23 protein-coding genes are annotated in these 24,218 nt (G+C 62.7%); 13 read left to right on the top strand and 10 right to left on the bottom strand.

Annotated features, from left to right (window positions below; all coding sequences use genetic code 11):
- Nucleotides 1-2: 2 nt before the first annotated feature.
- Genes tolR through tolB form a run of 3 tightly spaced genes read left to right on the top strand, consistent with a single transcriptional unit; the run spans nt 3 to nt 3,038 of the window.
- Nucleotides 3-470: a protein TolR gene (tolR, locus tag ABIB57_RS20315; RefSeq protein WP_354043068.1), complete on the top strand. Its 468-nt coding sequence runs from the start codon at nt 3-5 to the stop codon at nt 468-470.
- Nucleotides 471-1,673: a cell envelope integrity protein TolA gene (tolA, locus tag ABIB57_RS20320; RefSeq protein ID WP_354043069.1), complete on the top strand. Its 1,203-nt coding sequence runs from the start codon at nt 471-473 to the stop codon at nt 1,671-1,673. It abuts the gene before it with no gap.
- Between the two features lie 54 nt (nt 1,674-1,727).
- Entirely contained in the window at nt 1,728-3,038 is a 1,311-nt protein-coding gene (tolB, locus tag ABIB57_RS20325) for a Tol-Pal system beta propeller repeat protein TolB (RefSeq protein ID WP_354043070.1), read from the top strand.
- 39 nt (nt 3,039-3,077) lie between these two features.
- Here tolB and ABIB57_RS20330 read toward each other — a convergent pair whose 3' ends face one another.
- The 7 genes from ABIB57_RS20330 to ABIB57_RS20360 all read right to left on the bottom strand — a co-directional run bounded on the left by ABIB57_RS20330 (nt 3,078) and on the right by ABIB57_RS20360 (nt 11,365).
- Nucleotides 3,078-4,649: a DHA2 family efflux MFS transporter permease subunit gene (locus ABIB57_RS20330; RefSeq protein ID WP_354043071.1), complete on the bottom strand. Its 1,572-nt coding sequence runs from the start codon at nt 4,647-4,649 to the stop codon at nt 3,078-3,080.
- Between the two features lie 181 nt (nt 4,650-4,830).
- Nucleotides 4,831-5,577, bottom strand: a complete 747-nt coding sequence (locus ABIB57_RS20335; protein ID WP_354043072.1) for a ribonuclease activity regulator RraA — start codon at nt 5,575-5,577, stop codon at nt 4,831-4,833.
- A gap of 22 nt (nt 5,578-5,599) precedes the next feature.
- Nucleotides 5,600-6,754, bottom strand: coding sequence for a mandelate racemase/muconate lactonizing enzyme family protein (locus tag ABIB57_RS20340; RefSeq protein ID WP_354043073.1), 1,155 nt, complete (start codon nt 6,752-6,754; stop codon nt 5,600-5,602).
- Between the two features lie 167 nt (nt 6,755-6,921).
- The gene (locus ABIB57_RS20345; protein ID WP_354043074.1) at nt 6,922-8,007 is read right to left on the bottom strand and encodes an ABC transporter ATP-binding protein; all 1,086 of its coding nucleotides are present in this window, start codon (nt 8,005-8,007) and stop codon (nt 6,922-6,924) included.
- An 8-nt stretch (nt 8,008-8,015) separates the two neighbouring features.
- Nucleotides 8,016-8,891 carry a carbohydrate ABC transporter permease gene (locus ABIB57_RS20350; protein WP_354043075.1) on the bottom strand — a complete coding sequence of 292 codons (876 nt, stop codon included), beginning with the start codon at nt 8,889-8,891 and terminating at the stop codon, nt 8,016-8,018.
- Nucleotides 8,888-9,775 carry a carbohydrate ABC transporter permease gene (locus tag ABIB57_RS20355; protein WP_354043159.1) on the bottom strand — a complete coding sequence of 296 codons (888 nt, stop codon included), beginning with the start codon at nt 9,773-9,775 and terminating at the stop codon, nt 8,888-8,890. The genes ABIB57_RS20350 and ABIB57_RS20355 overlap by 4 nt, the downstream gene beginning before the upstream one ends.
- Before the next feature lie 153 nt (nt 9,776-9,928).
- Complete coding sequence (locus ABIB57_RS20360; RefSeq protein ID WP_354043160.1) at nt 9,929-11,365, bottom strand: extracellular solute-binding protein; 1,437 nt, start codon at nt 11,363-11,365, stop codon at nt 9,929-9,931.
- Between the two features lie 337 nt (nt 11,366-11,702).
- Here ABIB57_RS20360 and ABIB57_RS20365 point away from each other — a divergent pair, with 337 nt between their 5' ends.
- From ABIB57_RS20365 to ABIB57_RS20380, 4 genes are all read left to right on the top strand, one after another.
- Nucleotides 11,703-12,407 carry a GntR family transcriptional regulator gene (locus ABIB57_RS20365; RefSeq protein ID WP_354043076.1) on the top strand — a complete coding sequence of 235 codons (705 nt, stop codon included), beginning with the start codon at nt 11,703-11,705 and terminating at the stop codon, nt 12,405-12,407.
- Nucleotides 12,408-12,429: 22 nt separating this feature from the next.
- Entirely contained in the window at nt 12,430-13,791 is a 1,362-nt protein-coding gene (locus tag ABIB57_RS20370) for a mandelate racemase/muconate lactonizing enzyme family protein (protein ID WP_354043077.1), read from the top strand.
- 151 nt (nt 13,792-13,942) lie between these two features.
- On the top strand, nt 13,943-14,269 hold the full coding sequence (locus ABIB57_RS20375) for an NIPSNAP family protein (protein ID WP_354043078.1): 327 nt from the start codon (nt 13,943-13,945) through the stop codon (nt 14,267-14,269).
- A 9-nt stretch (nt 14,270-14,278) separates the two neighbouring features.
- Nucleotides 14,279-15,481 (top strand): mandelate racemase/muconate lactonizing enzyme family protein, encoded by a 1,203-nt coding sequence (locus tag ABIB57_RS20380; RefSeq protein ID WP_354043079.1) that lies wholly within the window; start codon nt 14,279-14,281, stop codon nt 15,479-15,481.
- A gap of 14 nt (nt 15,482-15,495) precedes the next feature.
- Here ABIB57_RS20380 and ABIB57_RS20385 read toward each other — a convergent pair whose 3' ends face one another.
- The 3 genes from ABIB57_RS20385 to ABIB57_RS20395 form a co-directional block, all read right to left on the bottom strand.
- On the bottom strand, nt 15,496-17,829 hold the full coding sequence (locus ABIB57_RS20385) for a putative bifunctional diguanylate cyclase/phosphodiesterase (RefSeq protein WP_354043080.1): 2,334 nt from the start codon (nt 17,827-17,829) through the stop codon (nt 15,496-15,498).
- A 30-nt stretch (nt 17,830-17,859) separates the two neighbouring features.
- Nucleotides 17,860-18,336 (bottom strand): putative pterin-binding protein, encoded by a 477-nt coding sequence (locus tag ABIB57_RS20390; protein WP_299726636.1) that lies wholly within the window; start codon nt 18,334-18,336, stop codon nt 17,860-17,862.
- Nucleotides 18,337-18,610: 274 nt separating this feature from the next.
- On the bottom strand, nt 18,611-19,726 hold the full coding sequence (locus ABIB57_RS20395) for an FAD-dependent oxidoreductase (protein ID WP_354043081.1): 1,116 nt from the start codon (nt 19,724-19,726) through the stop codon (nt 18,611-18,613).
- 77 nt (nt 19,727-19,803) lie between these two features.
- On the opposite strand from ABIB57_RS20395, the gene ABIB57_RS20400 reads away from it, so the two are divergent.
- The 6 genes from ABIB57_RS20400 to ABIB57_RS20425 all read left to right on the top strand — a co-directional run bounded on the left by ABIB57_RS20400 (nt 19,804) and on the right by ABIB57_RS20425 (nt 24,215).
- A complete protein-coding gene (locus ABIB57_RS20400) occupies nt 19,804-20,271 on the top strand; it encodes a MarR family winged helix-turn-helix transcriptional regulator (RefSeq protein ID WP_354043082.1) in 468 nt (155 codons plus the stop codon).
- Nucleotides 20,272-20,441: 170 nt separating this feature from the next.
- The gene (gene kdsA, locus ABIB57_RS20405) at nt 20,442-21,317 is read left to right on the top strand and encodes a 3-deoxy-8-phosphooctulonate synthase (RefSeq protein ID WP_354043083.1); all 876 of its coding nucleotides are present in this window, start codon (nt 20,442-20,444) and stop codon (nt 21,315-21,317) included.
- 34 nt (nt 21,318-21,351) lie between these two features.
- Nucleotides 21,352-21,774 carry a CBS domain-containing protein gene (locus tag ABIB57_RS20410; protein WP_354043084.1) on the top strand — a complete coding sequence of 141 codons (423 nt, stop codon included), beginning with the start codon at nt 21,352-21,354 and terminating at the stop codon, nt 21,772-21,774.
- 106 nt (nt 21,775-21,880) lie between these two features.
- Nucleotides 21,881-22,678 (top strand): HpcH/HpaI aldolase family protein, encoded by a 798-nt coding sequence (locus tag ABIB57_RS20415; protein WP_354043085.1) that lies wholly within the window; start codon nt 21,881-21,883, stop codon nt 22,676-22,678.
- Between the two features lie 3 nt (nt 22,679-22,681).
- A complete protein-coding gene (locus ABIB57_RS20420; protein ID WP_354043086.1) occupies nt 22,682-23,461 on the top strand; it encodes an SDR family oxidoreductase in 780 nt (259 codons plus the stop codon).
- 7 nt (nt 23,462-23,468) lie between these two features.
- Nucleotides 23,469-24,215, top strand: coding sequence for an SDR family NAD(P)-dependent oxidoreductase (locus ABIB57_RS20425; RefSeq protein ID WP_354043087.1), 747 nt, complete (start codon nt 23,469-23,471; stop codon nt 24,213-24,215).
- The last annotated feature ends 3 nt before the right edge of the window (nt 24,216-24,218 follow it).

A 24,218-nucleotide genomic window follows, 5' to 3' on the forward strand; every position in this document is an offset into this window, starting at 1 on the left:
CCATGGGAATGGGTGGAGCAGGCGGTGGTGGCGGAGGCGGACGGCGCGGGAGCCGGCGCAGCCGTCGCAAAGGCAGCGGCGGGGTGATGAGCGAGATCAACGTGACGCCGCTGGTCGACGTCATGCTGGTGTTGCTGATCGTGTTCATGGTGGCGGCGCCGATGATGACGGCCGGCGTGCCGATCGACCTGCCCAAGTCCGCGGCAGCCGAGCTCAACAGCCAGACGCAGCCGGTCACGGTAGCGGTGACGCCCGAAGGCGCGATTTTCGTCGGGGAAGATCCGGTGTCGGAGGCTGACCTGATCGCCACGGTCACGGCCAAGGCGACCAATGGTACCGAGGACCGGATATTCCTGCGCGGTGATACCTCGGCCAACTACGGTTCGGTGATGAAGGTCATGGGCCTGTTGTCGGCCGCCGGGTTCACCAAGATTGGCCTGATCACCGAGAAAGCCCCAGGGACGCCATAGATGCGCACCGGGATCGTCGTATCGGCTGTAGCTCACATCGTCCTGTTGACCATTGGCCTGGTCAATCTGGGGCAGGCGGAGCCGTTGGAGCCGGTGACGGAATCCATCGCGGTCGACCTCGTGCCGATTTCGGACTTTTCCAATATTCGCGTCGGTTCGCTGGATAGCCAGGTGGTCGATACCCCGACCCCTTCGGCGGTCGAAACCAACAAGCCGGCCGAGCTGGCGCAACCCACGGGCAATACCGAGCAGAACCAGGAACAGCCCAAGCCGGCCGATATTCCGACCCCGGCCCCGGTGGTCAATACCGCGCCGACGCCGGCTACACGGCCAGAGCCGACGCCTGAACCAACCCCCGAGCCGGACCCGGTGCCCGAACCCGCGCCAGAGCCTGAGCCGGTTCCAGAGCCCGCACCGGTGCCTGAGCCTGCTCCCGTTCCTGAACCGGCCCCAGTCCCGGAGCCAGCTCCCGAGCCTGCTCCGGCTCCCGAACCCGCACCGGTTCCCGAACCAACTCCGGCGCCAGTTCCAGAGCCTACCCCGACGCCGGAGCCGACCCCAGAGCCGACGCCAGTGCCCGATCCGACGCCGCCCAAGCCGGCGGCGCCGGCCCCGCAGGCGCGCCCGGCCAATCTGGCGCAGAAGCGGGCCGAATTCGCCGCCAAGCAGGCGGCAGCGGCCCAGGCCGTCGCCGACGCCAAGAAGGAAGAAGAGCGCAAGAAGAAAGAGGCCGCCGCCAAGGAGGCAGCGCGTGTCGCTACCGCCGAACAGGCCAAGCGCGAACAGGCCGCGACCGCGACGCTGGACGCTTCGCTGGCCGATGACATTTCGGCCATCATCAACAAGGATACTTCAACCGGCGCGACGACCGGGCAGGGCGGCTCGCCCACCCTGGGCGATGCGAGCGGTACATCGGCGACCCTGAGCCAATCGGAAATCGCGGGCCTGCAGGCCAAGATCAAGCAGTTCTGGAATTTGCTGCCGAGCGAGACCGAAAGCGGGCTGACCGTCACCCTGCGGGTGAACCTTAACCAGGACGGCAGCGTTGCGGGTACACCGCAGGTGATCGCTGCCGATCCGTCGCCCACCGGGGCGTCGATGGGGCGGGCGGCGCAGCGGGCGGTGTTGCAGGCGGCGCCCTTCAGTTTGTCGGCCGATTCCTATAACGAGTGGCGCGAGATCGAAATCACGCTGCGTCCCTGATTTTGACACACGATCTGGACAGAAGTCCGGGTCGTTGAGATGGAGAAGACGATTATGACCCTTCTGACCCGGCGCAATGCGCTCAAGCTTGGCCTCGCGGGCGGGGTGGCGCTGGCTGCCAGCCCATCGGCAATGGCGGCGCTGCAGATCGTGGTGGAGGGCGCCAATTTCCAGCCGCTGCCGATCGCCATTCCCAATTTCGCTTCGGCAGACCCCAGCTTTGGCGCCGAGATCGCCGATATCGTGCGCAACAACCTGCGCCGGTCGGGCCTGTTCCTGCCGCTCGATCCGGCCTCGCTGCCGGTGCAGGTCGGGGATGTCAACAATACGCCCGATTTCAACACCTGGCGCACCGCCAATGTGGATGCGCTGGTGATGGGCGCGGTCGAGCGTGGCGGACAGATTTCATCGTCGGTGCGCGTCTGGGATACCCAGCAGGCCGCCCAGGTGGTGGGCAAGAGCTACAATACCGATCCCAATTCCAGCCGCCGCGTCGCCCACATCATCTCGGACGCGATCTATGAGTCGCTGGCCGGTGGCACCGGCTATTTCGATACCCGCGTGGTCTATGTCGCCGAAAGCGGCCCCAAGGCCAATCGCGTCAAGCGGCTGGCCATCATGGACCAGGATGGCGCCAACAATCAGTTCCTGACCGAGGGCAATACGCTGGCGCTGACGCCGCGCTTTTCACCCAATAACGACCTCGTCACCTATATGAATTTCGAGGACGGCAATCCGCAGGTCTATATCCTGCAACTCTCGACCGGCAAGCAGCAGCGCCTGGGCTCGTTCGGGGCGATGACGTTTGCGCCGCGCTTTTCGCCCGATGGCGGACGCATCGCCTTCTCGGTGGAGAATGCCGGAGCGACCAATATCTATTCGGTGGCCGTGGGCGGCGGGCAGCCCACCCAACTCACGAGCGGGCAAGCGATCGATACCGGCCCATCTTATTCGCCCAATGGCAGCAACATCATTTTCGAGAGCGATCGTGGCGGCTCGCCGCAGATTTACATGATGGGTGCGGGCGGTGGCAATGCGCAGCGCATCAGCTATGGCCAGGGCAGTTATTCGACGCCGGTCTATTCGCCCAAGGGCGATCTGATCGCCTTTACCCGCCAGTCGGGCGGGCAGTTCAATATCGGCATCATGGCGCCCGACGGGTCGGGCGAGCGCATGCTCTATACCAGCTTCCACGCCGAGGGCCCGACCTGGGCGCCGAACGGGCGCGTCATCATGTTCTTCCAGGACCCGGGCGGCAATGACGGCCCCAAGCTGATGAGCGTCGATATCTGGGGCCGCAATGTGCAGACCATCCCCACCGACAGCTATGCGTCGGACCCGGCCTGGTCGCCGCTACGCGCGTAAGCGGTATTAGTGTTCGCCCTCCCTTGGTGGGAGGGCAGGTTACTCACCCATGGCGTGGGCGCGCTCGATGGCTTCCTGTTCCTTGCTTTTGGCGGGCCCGGCCTGCTTTTTGGCCCCGCGTAGCAACAGGATCAGCGGGATGGACGCGCCGCTGAGCACGGCCATCAGCCAGAAATCGTCGAGATAGGCCAGGATCGCCGATTGCTGCTGCACCAGCCCATCGATCATGGCGGTGAATTGCGTGTTGCCGCCGAGCAATTGCGGGAACTGGTCGCGCACGGCGGGGGAGGTCGCGGTGATGCGCCCCGCCAGTTCGGCGTGGTTGACCTGGAGCATATTGGCCAGCACGGCCGTCACCAGCGAAATGCCGATGCCCTGGCCCATATTGCGGACCAGGCTGAACATCGCCGTGGCATCGGCGCGGAAGGCCGGCGCGATGGTGGCGAAGGCCATGGTGGAGAGAGGCACGAAGATGAAGCCCATGCCAAAACCCTGGATCGCGCCGGTGATGACGATGGGGCTGGCATCCATCTGCAGGTTGAAGCCGGTCATGGCATAGAGCGAATAGGTCATCAGCACGGCGCCGAACACCATCATGATGCGCGCATCGACCTTGCCGCTGAGCCGGCCGACAATGACCATGGACAGCATGGTGGCAACGCCGCGTGGGGCCATCAGGATGCCGGTGAAAATCACCGGATAGCCCATCAGGTTTTGCAGCAGCGGCGGCAGCAGCGCCAGGCCAGAGAACAGCGTGATGCCCACCATCAGCATGAACAGCGTCGCCAGCGTGAAGTTGAAATCCTTGAAGATGCGCAGGTCGACAAAGGGCGATTCCGCCGTGACCGAATGCACCACGAACACCCAGATGCCCGAGATTACGAGGCCAAGCTCGATCCAGGTTTCAGGCGAGGAGAACCAGTCATTGCCCGAGCCGCGGTCGAGCATCAGTTGTAGCGCGCCGACGCCGAGGGCCAGCATGAAGAAGCCGAAGAAGTCGAAGCGGCGGATCTTGATTTCGGTCGTGGGCATGTAGAGCGTCAACATGATCACACACAGCACGCCCACCGGCACGTTGACCAAGAACACCCAGCGCCAATCGAAGCTTTCGGTCAGGTAGCCGCCCAGTGTTGGGCCGACGATCGGCGCCACCATGATGCCCATGCCGTAGATCGCCATGGCCTGCCCGATCCGCTCGCGCGGGTTGATGTTGAGCAGGACCGTCTGTGCCAAAGGCGCGATCATGGCGCCGCACAGCCCTTGCAGCACGCGGAAAATCACCATTTCGGGCAGGCTGGTAGAAATGCCGCACAGCGCTGAGGCCACGGTGAAGCCGATCACGGCAAACAGGAACAACCGGCGTTGACCAAGCCGGTCGCCCATCCAGCCGGTCAGCGGCGTCGCGATCGCCGCGGCCACGATATAGGAGGTCAGCACCCAGTTGATTTCGTCCTGGGCCGCGCCGAGTGACGCCGCCATGTGGGGCAGGGCCACATTGGCAATGGTGGTATCGAGCACCTGCATGATGGTGCCGAGCATGAGCGCGACAGTCAGCAGGCCCTTGTGCTTGACCACCACTGCGGGGGCTGAATAGGCGGGAGTCTGGGCCATGGCACACCTGACAGGCGGCAGGCCAGGCTCGCTTTGCGCCGGGACACTTGAAGGCCGCCCGGCCAGCGAGCGGTCGTCGCTCTCTAGCAATTAGTAAGCGTGCTTATAATGTTTGTGCGTATGATGAGTCAAGCGGCTGGAAGGCACCCGGCTTCACGATGAGGCCGGGTGCGGCAGTCGTTCAGCTATGCTTGATGGGGTTGGACTTGCGCCATTCCTCGTATTCGGCGCGGGCGTCATCGTGGAGGGGATAATACATTTGCAAGGGCGCGCCCTGCATCAGTTTCATGCGGGAGAAATCTTCCCAGTCATGATGCTGGGTGGCCTGCTCGATCATCTTCTCGGCCAGCGCCACCGGCACGCAGACGGCGCCGTCGTCATCAGCGACGATGATGTCACCGGGGATCACCGTGACGCCGCCGCAGGCGATCGGCACGTTGACGGCGAAGGGCATAAGACCGGTCTGGGTGTGGAAGTTCGGGGTGACGCCGGTCAGCCACAGCGGCACGTCGAGCTTTTGCACATTGACGAAGTCGCGGATGGCCCCATCGACAACCATGCCGGCGCCGCCGCGTCCCTGGAAATAGGTCATCATCATGTCGCCGAAGACGCCGGCGGTGATGTCGCCACGCGCATCGACGACCACCACGTCGCCCTTTTCCACCTGGTACAGCACGTGTCGGTGCAACTGCTTTTCGACGCTGGCATATTCGCCTTCGCCGTAGAGGTCTTCGCGCTTAGGCATGAATTGCAGCGTCAGGGCCGGGCCGGCGATGGACTTGCCCTTGTTGAAGCTCACCGGGCCGGTGATGTGGCAATTGCGGATGCCCATATGGGCGAGCGTGGCGCTGGCGCTGGCGGCGCCAACGGCCTGGACCCGGGCAATAAGATCGGCAGAAGGGCGGGTAATCTTGGCAATTTCGGTCATTTTGGGTTCCTAATAGTCGTCTCTACCAATTGGTCACCGAGCCGTCGGTGCGGCGCAGATGGGGGGCTTCCCAGAATTTGAAGCTTTGTTTTTTCACCAGCTCCTCGTTGACCTCGACGCCGAGGCCGGGCAATTCGCTGACCTCGTAGACGGCGCCGTTGAGGACGGGCTGGGTGGTGAAAATGTCGGCATTGTCGAAGCCGTGATATTTTTCGCCGGGCGAGGCGCGGGTTTCGAGCCAGGAGAAGTTGGCAACCGCGGCGCCGAAATGCACGGTCGCGGCGGTGCAGATCGGCCCCAACGGATTGTGCGGCATCACATCGACATAATGCGCCTCGCTCCAGCCGGCGATTTTCATTGCCTCGGTCAGGCCGCCGGCATTGCAGACATCGATGCGATTGAACTGGTGAATGTCGCGCTCGATGTAGGGCAGGAACTGCCATTTTGAGGCGAATTCCTCGCCGATGGCGAAGGGAATGTCGGTCATGCGACGCAGGGCTTCGTAGGCCTCGGGCGTTTCGTCGCGGATGGGTTCTTCGAGGAAATCCAGCGTGCCCGAGGGCATTTTCTGGCAGAAGCTGGCTGCCTCGGCCACAGAGAGGCGATGGTGATAATCGATGCCGAGGACCACGGTGTCGCCCAGTTCCTCGCGCGCCTTGACGCACCATTTGGCGGTTTCGCCGATGGATTGGCGCGGCTCGTAGACGCCACGGCTTTCATGGGCGGCCGGGTTGAGGCGCATGGCGTCCCAGCCCATGGCGATCAGCTCCTTGGCCTGTTCGATCATCTCGGGACCGCAAGGGCCGCGCGTAGTGGCGAAGGTCGGGATGACGTTGCGCTGCTTGCCGCCCAGCAATTGATAGACCGGCACGCCGAGCGCCTTGCCCTTGATGTCGTGCAGGGCGATGTCGATGGCGGAAATCGCGGCGGTCAGCACGCGCCCGCCTTCGAAATACTGGCTGCGATACATTTCCTGCCAGATGGCGCCGATGGCCATGGGATCGCGGCCAATCAGGAATTCGCGATAATGCTCAATGGCGCCGACCACGGCCTTTTCGCGGCCGGAAAGGCCGCTTTCGCCCCAGCCAAAAATGCCTTCGTCGGTCTCGACCTTGACGATGAGCTGGTTCCGGGTGCCCACCCAGGTGGGGTAGGGGATGATGGCAGTGATTTTCATAGAGTGGTCTCGTGCGTGGGAAAGGCCCCCTCACCCGACCCTGCGGGTCGACCTCTCCCCCCAGGGAGATGTGAAGTGGGCGCGGTGCTTTCTACACCTCTCCCTTCGGGGGAGAGGTCGCCGCGAAGCGGCGGGTGAGGGGGCCTTTGGTCGATAACCACGATCTCCTAGGCCGCCTGCAATGCCATGGTGGTGGCGCCATCGAACAGATGCATGCGGTCCTGGTCGAATTCGATCCACACCATCTCGTCGGGTGCGATCATGACGCTGGGGTCGAGGCTGATATTAACGACGGCGCCGTTGATGAAGACCTGCGCGAAGGTCACGTCGCCGGTGGGCTCGACGGTATAGACCTTGCCGGGCACCGAGCCGGGCACCGCAGACTTGTGCAGCTTGAGCGTTGAGTGGCGCGCGCCGAGGACGATGTCCTTGGTGGTCGAGCCGGCGGCCTTGCGCACATTGGCGGGCGATAGCGGCAGCTCCCAGCCCTCGGGGCTGTGAAGCGCATTGCCCGACACTTCGAGCGGGATCAGGCTCATGGCCGGACTGCCCACGAAGCTGGCGACGAAGGTGTTGACCGGGTGGGCGAAGACATTGGCGGGGGTGTCGTATTGCTGGAGGAACCCGCCATTCATCACCGCCATCTTGTCGGCCATGGTGACGGCTTCGAGCTGGTCGTGGGTAACATAGACGATGGTGGCATTGAGATCCTGGTGGAAGCGCTTGATCTCGCTTCGCATCTGCACGCGCAGCTTGGCATCGAGGTTGGACAGCGGCTCGTCCATCAGGAACACCGCAGGATCGCGCACTAGCGCGCGACCGAGGGCGACGCGCTGCTGCTGGCCGCCCGAGAGTTCGCGCGGCTTGCGCTCGAGCAGGTGGGTGATGTCGAGCAGCTTCGCCGCGTCCTGCACCTTGCGGTCGATCTCCGCCTTGGGCAGCTTGCGCATCTGCAGGGGGAAGGCGAGGTTTTTATAGACGGACTTGTTGGGGTAGAGCGCGTAGTTCTGGAACACCATGGCAATGTCGCGATCCTTGGGATCGAGATCGTTGACCACGCGGTTGCCGATGGAAATGTCGCCACCACTCATGGGCAGGAGGCCCGCGATCAGGTTGAGCGTCGTAGTCTTGCCGCAACCCGACGGGCCGACGAGCGCGACGAATTCGCCATCGTTGACGGTGAAGCTGACGTCGTTGACGGCATACATGCTGCCGTAATTCTTCATGACGTGCTCGAGAATAACCCCAGCCATCTTCGCTCCTAATGTTTGACGGCGCCTTCGGTGAGGGCACGCACGAAGTATTTTTGCAGGACCAGGAACAGCACCACGACCGGCACGCTCATGATGAAGGTGGCCGCCATCAGACCCGGCCAGTCCGTCGCATTCTCCGAAAAGAAGCGCTGGATGCCGACCGGCAGGGTCATCTGCGACTGCTTGGTGAGGAAGGTGTAGGCGTAGATATATTCGTTCCACGCCCCGATGAAGCTGTAAATCGAGGTGGCGATGATGCCCGGCGTCGACAGCGGCATGACGACAAAGATGAACGCCTGGAACCGCGTGGCCCCGTCAATGCGAGCCGCCTGTTCGAGCTGGATCGGGATGTTGTCGTAAAAGCCCTTGAGCAGCCAGATCGCCAGCGGCAGCCCAAAGGTGAGGTAGGTCAGGATAAGGGAGCCGTGGGTGTTCACGAGGCCCAGCGCCTTCATCAGGATGAAGAGCGGCACGAGGAACACCACGGCCGGGAACATGTTGCGCAGCAACACCGCGAAGAACAGGAAATTGCGCCCGGGGAAGCGGAAGCGCGAGAACGCGTATGCCGCCGGCACCGCCACGACGACCGCCAGGATCGTCGTGATGGTGGAAACCCAGAGCGAGTTCCAGAAATAGTGCAGGAAGTCCTGCCCGATGCGGCCCGACGGATCGAGCAGCCGCGTATAGTTGTCCAGTGTCGGCTCGGCCGGCCACCACTGGGGCGGATACTGCATCGCTGCAAAACCGGTCTTGAGCGAAGTGATGATCATCCAGACCATCGGCATCACGGTGAAGCCCAGCAGTAGCACGAGGAACAGCCGCCCAGACCAGCGCCACCAGTCAACGCTGCGCCGCCGCACGGCGCTTTCGGTGATTGCGGTCATGCGCCGGCCCTCTTGTCGTCGCCGCGGGTGAGGGCGCGGACATAGAAATAGCCCAGCACCATCATGATCAGGAACAGCAGCACCGCATATGCAGCGCCGACCCCCCAGTTCTGGCGGAGGAACGCCAGCTCATAGATGTGGGTGATCCAGATCTGCGTCGAGCCCACCGGCCCGCCGCCCGTCATGATGAAGGGGATGATGAACGAGTTGAAATTCTGCACCACCAGCAGCAGCACCGTCACTGTCGAGACGCCTTGCAATTGCGGCATGGTCACGTGCCAGAATCGCTGCCAGGCCGACGCACCATCCACCTGCGCCGCCCGCAACAGCGATTCGGGCACGGTCTGCAGGCCCGCCATCAGCATGATCATGGCGAAGGAGAACTCCTTCCACACATTGACGACGATCAGCGCGTAGAGCGAGGTGGTGGAGTTATCGATGAAATTGACTGGTCCCTTGGTCAGCCCCATCGCGTTGAGCAGTGCACCGATGGCGCCGAAATCGGAGTGGTATAGCCATTTCCACACATAGGAGGCGGCCACTGCGCTCACCACCCACGGGATCAGCAGGAGGCCGCGCAACAGTGCCCGGCCGATGAATGCCCGGTGCAGCGCCAGCGCGGCGCCAAGGCCCAGGAGGAATGAGAACAGCGTCGACAGCACGGTCCAGATGATCGTCTGCCAGGTGACCTTCCAGAAGATCGCGCTGGTCAGCACGGTGCTGTAATTGTCCAGCCCGGTGAAGGTCTTGTCGGCCAGCGACAGGCTCGCGGGGGTTTTGTAGAAGCTCAGCTCGATCGTGTAATAGACCGGATAAGCGATCACGATCAGCATGACCAGCAGTGCTGGCGCAACATAGAGATAGTCGAAGCGGCTGGTGTACATGCGCTGGCCGAGGCTGGGCTTCCTGGGCGCGGGGCCAGGAACATCCCGGAAGATCGCTTGTCCCTGTACGCTGCTCACAGTGGCACCACCTTTGGCTATGAATAGACAGGCCGGCGACGGGTGGCCGCCGGCCCGAGGTTACCGAGGGGCAGATCAGATGCCGCCGCCGCCGCCAGCGATGATGGTTTCAATCTTCTTGGCTGCGTCTTCCGTCGCCTGGTCGACCGTCATGTTGCCGGTCAACGCGTTCTGCAGCATGTCCGGAATGACGATGTTCATGATTTCCGGCGATTCCGGCAGGACCGGGAACGGGATGCCGTTGGGCAGCATCGAGGTGGTTACGTCGAGGAACTTGATAGTATCCAGGCGCTGCTTCATCGAGGTGGTCAGGAAGCCATTGATATTGCCGGGGTTGGAGCCGACCCAGGCGAGCCTGGTCGACCATTCCGGGCTATCCCACATGCAGATCAGCGCCCTGACGGCCTGCTCATCCACCTTGCCGCCATCGACGAATTCCGGCTTCACCACGTGGATGTTGGAGCCGCCGAACACGACAGCACGCTTGCCGTCGGGACCCGTCGGCATCAGGCCATAGCGCATGTTTTCGACCACGGCGTCCGCCGTTGCCTTGTCGGCGCCAGTCGCCTTGCTGGCGAGGTCCAGCATCTTGGCGTATTCGGCGGGGTGGGCGATCATCATGCCGAGCTGGCCGGCGATGAACGGCGCCTGGTTTTCGGCCTGGGTATTGGTGAGGGCCGAAACCGGCACCGACTTGTCGACGGCGTACATCTGGTACGCGGCCTGCAGGGCGGCCTTGGAGCCGGCATTGTTGATCTCGACCGTCTTGTAGGTCGGGTCTGCGGTGGCTTCGTCGAGCGAGCCGCCACCATAGGCCCAAAGCTGCGGCATGAAGCGGAACGGGGTGTTGCCGGCGTTCTGCTTGGCCACGAGGCCATAACCGGAAATGCCCAGCTTGTCGTGGATCTGCTTGGAATAGGCGACCACGTCATCCCAGGTCTTGGGCGCCACTTCGGGGTCGAGCCCGGCATCCTTGAACACCTTGGCATTCCAGATGAAGGCCATGGTCTCGTTATTGGTCGGCAGGCCATAGAGCGTATTGTCGTAGGTCACCGACTTGAGCGCGCCGGGCCAGAAGTCGGCGGCGGTGAAGCCATAGTCTTCCGGCTTGACCGGGTTCAAATAGCCCTTGGCGGCGAATTCGACGCCCCCGAGAATCTGCAGGCGGATGACCATCGGGGCCGAGTTGCCGAGCAGCGCGGTGCGGAACTTGTCGAGCAGTTCGTTATAGGTGATCGACTGCACGTCGGTCTTGATGTTGGGATAGGCGGCGTGGAACGCGTCCCAGAACGCCTTGTCCTGGTCGTGCGCGATCTGCGGATCGGCCTCGAACGGGCCGGTATACCAGTAACTCACATTGCCGGCATAATCGTTGGGCACGACCGCGCCGCAATCCTTGGCGGCGTCGAAGTCCTTGGTGCCGGCGATCGACTTCACATATTCCGGCGACCATTTGCTCAGATCGACGGCCTGGGCGTAAACGCTGGTCGAGATCAGGGATGTGGTTGCCATTGCGGCCAGCGCAAACTTGGCGATGTGCCGACGGGCCGGCGAGCCAGACCGCTGCACGCGGCCTTCCGAATTCGTCATCGATAGTCCTCCTCACATTCGGAAGACCGTCCGACCCCCTCGGTCGCACCGGGCCTTCCCCGCAGCATGCGCTGCGCCTCCTCAGTCGCAAGATCGTTTCGATGCCTTGCGCGGGGCCGGGCTTGCTACCCATGTTTCCCATACAAGACCGTTGCAGACTGCAAACTATGTGTCAAGTTCGAACGGATCGTACATTATTTGTGGCATTTTACGTGCAAACTGGCTTGGCTTGCCGCAAAAAGCCGCCTAAACAGGAATTATGAGCGAGAACGATGTCATCCTCACAGCGCCCGAACCGGCCCTCGACCAGCCGGGCAAGGTCTATGAGGCGATCCGCGAGGACATCATTTCGGGCCGGCTGGAACCCAGTGCCCGGCTTAAGGTGGCGGACCTTGCGGCGTCCTATGGCACGTCCACCAACCCCGTTCGCGAGGCGCTGCAGCAGTTGCGCGGCGAGGGATTCGTGGTGATGGAAGCCAATCGGGGCGCGCGGGTGGTGGCCATCGACGAGGCCTTCGTACGCGATATCATCGAGATCGAGGTGCTGATCGAGCCGGCGCTGACCCGGTGGTTCGTGTCCATCGTCACCGACGCCGATATTGCCGAACTCGAAGCCGCGCAGGCGGAGATCGAGGCACTCAATTTTTCCGATCCGCAGCGTCACGGCCAGCTCGATACGCGCTTCCACCAGTTGATCTACGATCGCCATTACAACCGCCATGCCGCCGACCTGTGGTGGAAGCATCGCGAGATTTTGCGCGCCATCAGCAGGCGCTTTCCCACCTCGCTAAGCCGCCGCGTGGCGGTGTTGGGCGAGCATCGCGAACTGATCGCCTGCATCAGGCGGCAGGATGCCGAAGGGGCCGCCGCGATCGTGGCGCGCCATGTCGAAGGATCGGGGCGTCACATCATCGAACAGATGGGCGTCGCCAAAAGAAACGGGCCTCGCAAGCGCCCGGCATAGCATTTTTCTGAGGAGGAATTTGATGACCGCCACATTGGGACACGCCGAGACGATCCAGAACAATATCCGCATGAGCTCGAGCCCGAGCGAACTGCGGATCACCGACCTTAGGGTCGCCGAGATTGTCGGCGCGCCATTCACCTCCGCGCTCATCAAGATCTATACCAACCAGGGCATTGTGGGCCTGGGCGAAGTGCGCGACGGCGCCAGCGCCACTTATGCGCTGATGCTCAAGAGCCGGCTATTGGGCGAAAATCCCTGCGATGTCGATCGCCTGTTCCGTCGCATCAAGCAGTTCGGCGGCCATGGCCGGCAGGGCGGTGGTGTCTCGGCCATCGAGATTGCGCTGTGGGACCTCGTCGGCAAGGCTTATGGGGTGCCGATCTACCAGATGCTGGGCGGCAAATTCCGCGACAAGGTGCGCATCTATTGCGATACCGACGCCGAAAAGCCGAGCGGCACCGAGACCGGCAAGCGCCTCAAGGAGCGCATGGACCGCGGCTTCACCTTCCTCAAGATGGACCTGGGCCTGATGCAGATCGCCGATGTTCCTGGCGCCGTGGTGGCGCCGGCCGGCACGCTGGAAGGCTACAAGATCCATCCCAGCCGCGGCTCGGCCAAGACTGCAGACGACCGGCGCGCCCGCAATGCCGTTTATGACACCCACAACGTGCGCCATCCGTTCAGCGGCCTGCATTTCACCGACAAGGGTCTCGACCTTCTGGAGCAGTACATTGCCGAGGTCCGCGACGTGATCGGCATGGATATTCCGCTCGCCATCGACCATGTCGGCCATATCTCGCTGCAGAACGGCATTCGGCTGGCCAAGCGGATCGAAAAGTATGTGCCGGCCTGGCTCGAGGACGTGATCCCGTGGCAGTACACCGACCAGTACCGCCAGCTGCAGGAAGCCACCACCGTGCCGATCTGCACCGGCGAGGACATCTACCTCAAGGAGGGTTTCGAGCCGCTGCTCAAGTCGGGCATTTCGGTCATCCATCCGGATTTGCTGACCTCGGGCGGCATCCTCGAGACCAAGAAAATCGGCGACGCGGCGCAGGAGCATGGCATCGCCATGGCCATCCACATGGCCGAGAGCCCGATTGCCGCGATGGCGGCGGCCCATGTGGCGGTCGCGACCGAGAATTTCATGGCGCTGGAATATCACTCCGCCGACGTGGACTGGTGGGATGATATCGTCACCGGCCTGCCCAAGCCGCTGGTCAAGAACGGCTTCATCGAGGTGACGGACAAGCCGGGTCTCGGCATCGACGATGTGGTCGACGAGGTCATCAGCCAACATCTGCAGGACGGCGTCAAAGGCATCTGGCTGCCGACCGACCAGTGGGATGACGAATATTCGTGGGACCGTACTTGGAGCTGAGGGCGTCCTTCACCTCTCCCTTTGGGGGAGAGGTCGACCCGAAGGGGCGGGTGAGGGGGCCTTCCCCGCGCATCGCACCCAGTAAAGGCCACCTCGCCCGGCGCGGCGCGCCGACCTCTCCCCCCAACGGAGAGGTGAAAGAAAGAAAGTCATGATTTACGAATTACGCGTCTACGAGTGCCTGCCCGGCCGGTTGCCGGCGCTGCTCCAGCGCTTCAACGACCACACGCTGGCCATTTGGGAGCGGCATGGCATTCGCCAGGCCGGGTTCTTCACCACCGTGGTGGGCGAAAGCAACCAGCGCCTCACCTACTTTCTCGCTTGGGAATCGCTGGCCGAGCGCGAGAAGAAATGGACGGCTTTCATCACCGATCCGGCGTGGCTCAAGGCCCGCGACGAGTCGGAGCGCGACGGCCAGATCGTCGCCAATGTCACCAATCAACTGCTGGCGCCGACCGCCTTCTCGTCGGTGAAATAAGAGGACACCATGAAGATTACCGATCTGCGCTGTGCCGTTATCGGCCGGCATCCCATCGTGCGCATCGTCACCGACGAGGGAATTTATGGCCTGGGGGAGGTCGAATACACCAAGTCCTATCTCAAGCCGTGGGTGCTGCACTTCCGTGACGCGCTGATCGGCGAGGACCCGACCGATGTGGAGCGGGTGATGCTCAAGATCCGGCAGCGCGGCAGCTTCAAGCCCTATGGGGCGGCGGTCAGCGCCATCGAACACGCGCTGTGGGACATTGCCGGCAAGGCGGCGAACGTGCCGGTTTACAAGCTGCTGGGCGGCAAGGTGCGCGATCAGGTGCGGGTCTATAATGGCTCGATCCGCCAGAAGCGCACCGGCGACCGGCCGGAGGACTATGCGGCCGACGTCAAATGGATGATGGAGCAGCCGCAGAACTTCTTCATGGTCAAGCAGGGCATCAGCTTCCATTCCAACATGAAGGACAGCATCGACGATTTCCATTATGGCCCGCGCCAGACCAAGGCCGGCTATCATGGCGCCATGGACCAGGGGCAGATTTCCGAGCATGGCTTCAACCACATGCTCGATTGCGTCCAGGCCATGAAGGAAGTGCTGGGCGACAAGGTTTCGCTGGCGCTCGATTGTGGCCCGGGCTGGTTCCTGCCCGACGCCATCCGCTTCGCCAATGCGGTGGAAAAACACAACCTGATGTGGCTCGAGGACATGCTGACCGGCGACTATGTGCCCTGGGTCAATCCGCAGGCTTATCGCGAGTTGACGCTGTCGACCACGACACCGATCCACACAGGCGAGCAGATCTACCTGCGCCACAACTTCAAGGAACTGATCGAAACGCAGGCGGTGCGCGTCATCGGACCCGATCCCGCGGATATCGGCGGCATTGCCGAGCTGAAATGGGTGGCCGAGCACGCCTATATGCACTCGATCATGATGGCGCCGCACGGCACCGCCAATGGGCTATTGGGCTTGGGCGCGCTGATCAATGTGTGCGCCACGCTGCCGGCCAACTATATCGCCTTCGAATATCCCAGCGCCTCCGACCCGTGGTGGAACGACATCGTCATCGGCCTGCCCAAGCAGGTGGTCAAGAACTCGATGGTGGATCTGCTTGAGGCGCCCGGACTGGGCCTCGATATCGATGCGGAAGGCGCCAAGAAATACCTTAAGGAAGAGGATGCGGGCTTCTTCGATCGCTAGAGCCCGGCGTCAGGTCACCACTTGTGAGAGCGGAGCGGTCCGCTCTCAAGGTCCTGCTGGGTCAGCAGGGCACGGAACTCGCCTTCAGGGGTGGGCCGGCTGAAATAGTAGCCCTGGGCTTCCGAGCAGCCAGCCTCGGTGATGATGTCGAGCTGGGCCTGGGTCTCGACGCCTTCGGCCGTGGTCTGCATTTTCAGATTGCGGCCAAGCGTGGCGATGGACTGCACGATGGCCAGGCTGTCGGGCCGGTTTTCGAGGTCACGCACGAAGCTCTGGTCGATCTTGAGCTTGTCGAACGGGAAGCGCTGCAGATAGCTCAGCGACGAATAGCCGGTGCCGAAGTCATCGAGCGCGATGGTCAGGCCCAGGGCACGCAAGCGGCGCAGCGCTTCAAGATTGGCGGCATTGTTGCGCAGCAGCACGGATTCGGTGATTTCCAGCTCGAGCCGTTGCGGAGCGATCCCGCTGTCGGCCAGTGCGGCCTGGACCATGTCGAAGAGTCCAGCCTTGCGGAACTGGACTGGCGACAGGTTGACCGAGACCCGGATATGTTCGGGCCAGGCCAAGGCGTCGCGGCAGGCCTGAAGCAGGGCCCATTCGCCCAGCAGGTCGATAACCCCGGTCTCCTCGGCAAGCGGGATGAAGTCCGCGGGCGAGATGAGGCCGTGCTCGGGATGGCGCCAGCGCATCAGCGCCTCGCCTGATACGATCCGCCGGGTCTTGAGGCTGATCAGGGGTTGGTAGAAAAGCTCGAACTGGCCCAGCCTGATGCCGCTGCGCAGGTCGGCCTCGAGCAGGTGCCGGCTGCGCAGCACCTGTTCCATGCGCGTGGTGAAGAAGCTACAGGTGCCCGTGCCATCGGCCTTGGCGGAATAGAGCGCCAGGTCGGCGTTCTTCATCAACTGATCGGAATCGCTGCCGTCGGCCGGGGCTACCGCGATGCCAATGCTGGTGCTGACGACAATCTCGTGGTCCTCAATGTGATAGGGCCGCCCGACCGTATCGATCAGGCGCTCGGACAGCTCGAGGGTGCTGTCGAGGGACGTGTCGCCACAATAGTGCAGCACGGCAAATTCATCGCCACCCAGCCGCGCGACGATATCGCGGGGCGGCAAGGTGTACCGCAGGCGCTCGGCGACCTGGCGCAACAGGGCATCGCCCACCGGATGGCCCAGCGTATCGTTGACCTCCTTGAACCGGTCAAGATCGAGAAAGAGGACCGCAAAGGGCTGTGCCCGTTCACCCAGGCCGCGCACCGCCTGGGTGATGCTTTCCCAGAACAATAGCCGGTTGGGCATGCCGGTGAGGGCGTCATGGTGGGCCATGTGGACGACGCGGTTTTGCGCGCGGTGGCGTTCGGTAACGTCCTCGAACGTGCAAACCCAGCCGCCTTCGGCCATGGAATCGCGCGTGATCAGCAGCACCATGCCATTGGGCAGGTGGTGGGCGCGCTCATTGAGCACGGCGATATCGTCATTGTCGTCGTCGGCGCGGGTAAACTCATGGGTGGCGTCGGACAGCAGTTCCGGCGCGATCAGGTCGACGATGGGGGTGCCGGGCGCGGCTTGGACTTCGTCCAGCCCGAAAATGGCGAGGAAGCGGGGATTGCAGACAATGATGCGGTATTGCGTGTCGAGCAGGACGAGACCCAGCGACATGGCATCGAGGGCGGTGTCGAACCGGGCATTCTGCAGCGCCAGGCTTTGCTCCTTCTGCTGCAGCACCTCCTGGGCGCGACCCAGAAGGTTATTGTGCAGCAGCAGCAGGACTGCCAGCGCAAAGCCGCAGGCGATCATGCCGATGGCGACCCAGGTAAAAGCCCATTGCAGGCCGAATAGGGCTTCCCGGTCCGCTGCGATGCGCGCCACGTTCCATACATTGGCATCGGTGGAAAGGCGCGCCAGCTTGGGATAGATCGGCTCGAGGATGTTCAGGATGCGCGCAGGCGTACCGGGCTCGGCAAGATCGTCGAGCAGGGGCCTTGTGTCAGTAAGGGCCTGTTCGAGGTCGTTCAGGATCTGGCCCATGCGCGGATCGGAGAGCGAAAAAGCCTCGACATCCCTGGTTCGCAGCGTCTTGAGCCGGTTGCCAACGATATCGAAGCGCAGCTTGACCTCGGCGGCGTTGGAATGGCCGCCCTCCAGGCCGAAGGCGCTGACGCGCTGTTCGAGGCGGGCAAACTCGCTGGGCGCCTGAGCCACGATCCAGGTGACATTGCCCAGGCCCACCCCTTCGAGTGCGGCCTGGCGCTGGAAAACCAGGGCCGAGATATAGATGGCCGAGGCGATGAAGCCCAGGATCACGACGGTCAGTGCTATGCGTAGGAAGCGCAAGGTTGAAGAGTTCATTCCGTGGTTGGGGCCGCCGCCGATCGGGGCCTACTGGACGGTGAGTTCCTTGACCTGCCAGACGGCGCGACCGTAATAGGGCTGGCCCTGCAAGGTCGGATTGCTGTCGAACGGATAGATCACGAAAAACGGACCCTGGTCGTCGACCGGCATATAGGCGCCATTGCGCTTGACCGCGAGGATGGCGCCGAATTCGGCGAAATCGGCGGTGGGGATATCGACGCTGTAATCGTTGAGGGCGGTGACGGTGGTGGTGTCGCCCTTGGCATTGGCCTTCTCGAGCAGCAGCGCCAGGGGAACGCCCTCGAAATCCACTACGCCTTCGTTCCAGGGCGTCTTGGTCTTGATCGAGACCAGGCCCATGGCTTCAAGCTGGGTGCGATCGAACGTAACGGAGCCGGACGCGCCCGTAATGGTCACGGCCGGCACATCCTGTGCCAGGACAGGGGTGGCAAAGGCGGCGAGGATGGCAAACACGATGGTGGTGAGAGAACGCAAAGCGGGCATGGGAGGTCTCCTTTTACGTCCATTCTGGACCTGGTGCTTTCATAACTCGTTAAGCCCCACAGCATCATGAAAGCAGGCTTAACAAGCCGTGATCGTCAAGTGTGCATTTTTCGGCGGGTAGCCGTACTACTGCTTACGATCGGAAATGGAGACACCCGCTAGCCGGTGCCCGTCAAGTCTTGGGGGCGGTGGGGCTCGAGGTCAATGAGATCGCCGGATAATCACGACGTGGTTCGCGATGGCGGCCTGCGTCCAAGGCAAAGCGCGATCTTGATTATCGCTGAGCTTCTCCCTCGGGTCCGCCGAGGCTCTCAAAGAATGCGAGGAAGCCGGCAGGCGCATCCTCGGCAAAGGCCAGGGTCAGGTTGGCCGCAGATTCTTCCTGGAAGGAGATGGTGCGCGCGGCCATCGTCGCCTCGTAGCGCGAGAAGGCCAGGTCAATATCGTGCGGATGGGCGAGAATGGCTGCGGCGAGGTCCGCCGCATCGGCCATGGCAAGGTTCACGCCTTCCCCGGCAAACGGCGACATCACATGCGCCGCGTCACCGATCAGGGTAGCGCCATGAGCGTGGGGCCAGAACTCGCCCGTGGGCAGTGCATAAATCGGGCGCGTAATCGGAGCGCCGTCACTCCTGGACAGTACGGTTCGATAGTCGCCGGCCCAATCGGGGAAGAATTCCACCAGCTCGGCATTGGTAAACTGTCGGCGGACCATGTCTTCGGGCAGGTTCAGGGCAGCGTAGAAACACAGCTCATTGTCGGGTTCGCGGTGGGCGAGCAGGCCTCGACCATGGGAGAGCGCGAACATCAGGCCATCGCCGACGATCCTCTTGGCCTCGGGATAATTGCTGTCGGCATCGAGATAGCGCAGCTCGACAAAGGTCATGCCGGTGTAGAGCGGCTTCTGTGCGGTCAGCAGCGGCCGCACCCGCGACCAGGCGCCGTCGGCACCAATGACAGCATCGGACGTCAAGACGGCGCCATCTGTCAGGACGATTTCGAAGCCATTATCGGTGCGGTCGATGGACTTGACCTTGCTGTTCCAGCGGATGACGCCCTCTGGCAGCGCCTCGACGACCAGACGACGCAGAGCGCCCCGGTCGATTTCCGGTCGCAGGCCATTGCCGGCGTCCTGGAAAAGTACCTTGCCGGTCCTGTCGCGCAGCAGCATGGCGTCGCCGCCCTGCAGGACAAGCCGCATGGCCTGCTCGTAGAGCCCTGCGGCCTCCAGGGCAGGCTTGCCGGTTCCTTCGTTGAGATTGAGCATGCCACCTTGGTGGCGTTCATCGAGCGAAATGTCGGCCTCAAGGACCGTGACTGTTACGCCGTTCTTGCCCAGGATGTAGGCGAGGAGCGGACCGGCGACGCCGGCGCCTATGATCGTGATCATGCAAAATAATCCTTTGCGGGCCGGGTGACTTTCAACCAGCGCCATGTTACATAGGGTCCTATACAGATATATAGGATATGATGCAAGTGACGCATTCGCGCAAGTGGACACTGAACAGTCGCCCGGGGCATCTGGTCATGCGGCTGGCTCGCGTGATGGGGCGATACGCCGAGGCGCGAATCCAGCCGCTGGGTACCGGTATCGCCGGCTACCCGGTGCTGAACCTGCTGAGCGCGGCTGGCGAGATGACCCAGAAGCAACTGACTGAGCGCCTGAAGGTCGAGCAGTCCAGCATGGCGCAGCTGCTTGGCCGACTGGAGCGAGACGGCTTCGTGGTTCGCCGCAAGGATCCCGATGACGGGCGGAGCAGCCTCGTCGGTCTCACCCCCAAAGCGATCGACGCGCTGCCGCAGATCAATCGCCACATGCAGGAAGGGAACGACGTGGCGGTCGCCGGCATGACCGACGCCGAGATCGAAACCGCCATCGGCCTGTTGAAAAGGATGCTCGACAATTTTGAAGGCGAAGCCAATCGCGCCATCTAGGTCGCCACATGCGCCTATCGCGCAATAAAGAGGGCGCAAGGAAATGTTGAAGAACTCGGCTTGATGGGCGATAAGCCCAATCCTGCGGGTCGATGCCGACTCCTCTCAAGATATCTGGATTTTTTCGCCTGCCGTGGAGGACCGCGGCATATAGGAGAGCCGTTTTGGACATGAAAACCATCACCGTGGGCTACGGAGATGTGACCAAGGTGCAGATTGGCCCTGGCCTTCCGCTCGCTTTTCTCGGCGGGCCCTGTGCCATCGAAAGCCGCGACCATGCGTTCAAGATGGCGGAGGCCATCGCCGAAATTACCCAGCGCGTCGGCGTGCCGTGGATCTACAAGTCCTGTTACGATAAGGATTGCCGCTCGTCCCCCGATAGCTTTCATGGCCTGGGCATGGACGAAGGCCTGCAAATTCTCGCCGACGTCCGCAAGGAATTCGGCGTCCCGGTCGTGTCCGATTTCTCCGATCCGTCATGGGGCCCTGCCACCGGCGAAGTGTGTGATCTGGTGCAAATCCCGGCCTATCTATGCCGCCAGACCTCGATCCTGCGCGCCGCCGCGCTGACCGGTCGCCCGGTGCATATCAAGAAGGGCCAGTTCATGAGCCCGTGGAACATGAAGAATTCAGTGCGCAAGCTGGAATCCTTCGGCTGCCACGATATCATGCTGGCCGATCGCGGCACGTTCCTGGGCTACAACATGCTGGTCAATGACATGACCAGCTTCCCCATCATGGCACGCACCGGCTACCCGGTGTGCTTCGATGCGACCCATTCCATCCAGATGCCGACCTCCATGGGCGACATTTCGGGCGGCCAGCGCGAGTTCATTCCCTACCTGGTTCGCGCTGCGGTGGCCTGCGGCATCAATGCGCTGTTCATGGAAACCCATGACGATCCCGACAATGCCCTGTCGGACGCCAATACCGTTCTCGACATCAAGTATCTCGAAAACGTCTTGCGGCAGGCCAAGATCATGCATCAGGCGCGCCTGGATATTCTCGCCGAATTCGGCGAGGACAATATCCACCCGAACGGCTGAAACTTCGCACACGGACCCAAGGCAGGAGCAGACGATGCAGGACAGCCCGCGCAATCTTCGAGTCAAGGACGTCGCACTGCCACTGGATCGCTGTCCGGTTCTGGCGCCCAATGCCTTCTTCAAGACCGCGCTCGAAGCCATGGGTCGCAGCCGGCTCGGCATCGTCTGCGTGGTGGACGCAGATGGCATGCTGCGCGGCATTGTCACCGATGGGGATATTCGCCGCCAGTTGCTCAAGATGCAGAAGCCGTTTTCGGCCTTTTTCGGCGATGACGTCATCGAGCATGCCATCCCGCACCCCACGACAGTCGGGCCAGACATGCCGCTGCTCGATGCAGTCAACCTGATGGAAGAAAAACAGGTCTGGGATTTGCCGGTCGTCGATGCCGACGGCAAGCTGGTTGGCCTGCTGCATCTTCATCCCATTGTGAAGCTGCTGGTCAGCCAGCAAGATTGAACCGGGCGTCGCCCTGACGCTCCCGCGCGACCAATTGCGACTTGTACGCCTCAGGTCAAATTGCTAGGCACACCCATCTTAACCATCTCGGTCACAGGATATTTCCATGTCGTATCAATTGGCCTTGGAGCGGCGCAAAGCTCTCAAGAGCAAGCTGCGCAATCGCGAGCGCGTGTTCGGCGGCTGGGTGTCCTATCCCGATCCGGGGATTACCGAGACGTTTGCGAAGGCGGGTTTTGATTTCATCGCCATCGACATGGAGCACACCACCATCTCGCTGGCCGAAGCCCGACAGATCATAACCTCGTGCCATGCTGAGGGCGTCACCTGCCTGCCGCGCCCGGTGTCGCACAATAACGATATCGTCAAGCCGCTCCTCGAAGCCGGCGCCGATGGCATGATCATCCAGATGGTCGAAACGGCCGAGGAGGTCCGCCGCCTCATCGACATCACCAAGTTCCCCCCGAACGGCAAGCGCAGCTATGGCGTCAATCGGGCCCATGGCTATGGCTTCGATTTCGATGCTTACATCACCGACTGGAACGACAGCTCGTCGCTGATCCTGCAGGTGGAGTCGATCAAGGGCGTCGAGAATATCGACTCGCTGCTGGCCTTCGACGAAGTCGACGGCGTCATGGTCGGGCCCTACGATATTTCCGGCTCGCTCGGCGTTCCCGGCCAGACCAATCACCCGCTGGTCCGCGAGGCCGCGCGCAAGGTGGTCGAGGCCTGTGCCCGCGCCGGCAAGAGTGTGTGCACGCAGATCGCCAATGTCACGCCCGAGGCAGTCGAAGACGCCTTCGCCCAGGGCTACACCTACGTCATCCTGGGTTCGGACCTGTTCGTGCTGACCAATTGGGCGCGCCAGACCGGCGCAGTCGTCAATCAGTTCCGGAAGGCCTGACCCATGAACGCGTTTACTTCCGAGCTGTTCAGCGTCGAGGGCCGGGTTGCCGGGGTCACCGGCGGTGGCGGGCATTTGTGCGGTGAGATGGCCCGTGGCCTGGGCAAGGCTGGGGCCAAGGTCGTGGTCATGGATTTGCGGCTGGAAAAGGCCGAGGCCGTCGCCCAGCAGATAAAGGACGCGGGCGGACAGGCCGTCGGCGTCGAGCTCGACGCGACCAAGAAGGACAGCTTCAAGGCGGCGCTCGATCAGGCCGTCGCGGCGTTCGGCCCGCTCGACATTTTCGTCAATGGGGCCGGGATCAACAGCTCCACGCCGTTTTTCCAGATGGAACTGTCCGAGTGGAATGCGGTGATGGATTCCCAGATCACCAGCACGTTCCTGGGCTGTCAGGTCATTGGCGAGCACATGGTCGGCAAGGGCCGTGGCTCGATCATCAATATCTCGTCGGCTTCGGCCGGCCCGCCGCTGTCCAAGGCCTTTCCCTATTCGGTCGCCAAGGCCGGCATCAAGAACCTGACGCAGAACCTGGGCCGCGAATGGGCGCTGCAGGGCGTGCGCGTCAATGCCATCCGCCCGGGGTTCTTCCCCACCGACTGGAACCGCAAGAACTTCATCACCCCCGAGCGCGAGGCCGCGATCCTGGGACACACCCCGATGAAGCGTTATGGCGAAGTCGCCGAACTGATCGGCGCGCTGATCTGGCTCGCTTCGGATGCGTCGGGCTTCGTGACCGGGGCCGAGATTGCCGTCGACGGCGGCTACTCCGCCATGACCATCTAGGCCGCCCATGTCCAGAACAGTCATCATCACCGGCGGCAGCAAGGGCATTGGCCGCTCGTTGACCGAAGGCTTCGTCGCGGCCGGCTACAAGGTCGTGGTCGGCGCGCGCAACGATAGCGGCATTTCACAAGTCGATCCGGAAAACATCCGCTTCGTGCCCTGCGATGTGCAGAACGAGGCTGATCATCGCCGGCTGCTCGACGCAGCGATGGCATGGACCGGCCAGCTCGATGTCTACATCAACAATGCCGGCTTTTCCGCCTGGCGGCCGATCGGCGACATCGACGGCGAGTTCTTCGATGACATGATGGCGGTCAACCTGAAGGGGGCGTTCTTCGGCTGCAAGATTGCGTCCAAAGGGCTGCGTAAGGGCGGCGTCATCATCAATATCTCCAGCCTTGCCGGCAAGCGCGGCACGGCCAACAATTCGATGTATGTCGCCACCAAGTTCGGCATGAACGGCATGACCCAGGCGCTGGCCAAGGAACTGGGCCCGCGTGGCATTCGGGTCAACGCGCTATGCCCGGTGCTGGTGCGGACGCCCGGCCTGATGGACGCGCTGGCCGTCGAAGGCTCGCCAGCCAAGGGCGATCCCGAAGCGTTCCTGACCGGTTTTGCCGCGCGCGATGCGGCACTGGGCTTTCTGCCCGAAGGCGAGGACGTGGCGGCCATGGCCGTGTTCCTCGCGTCCGAACAGGCCCGTGCCATCAGTGGCCAGTGCATTAATGTCGACTGCGGCGTGCTGCCAGGGTGACCC

It is taken from the genome of Devosia sp. UYZn731, assembly GCF_040546795.1.
Lineage (GTDB): Bacteria > Pseudomonadota > Alphaproteobacteria > Rhizobiales > Devosiaceae > Devosia.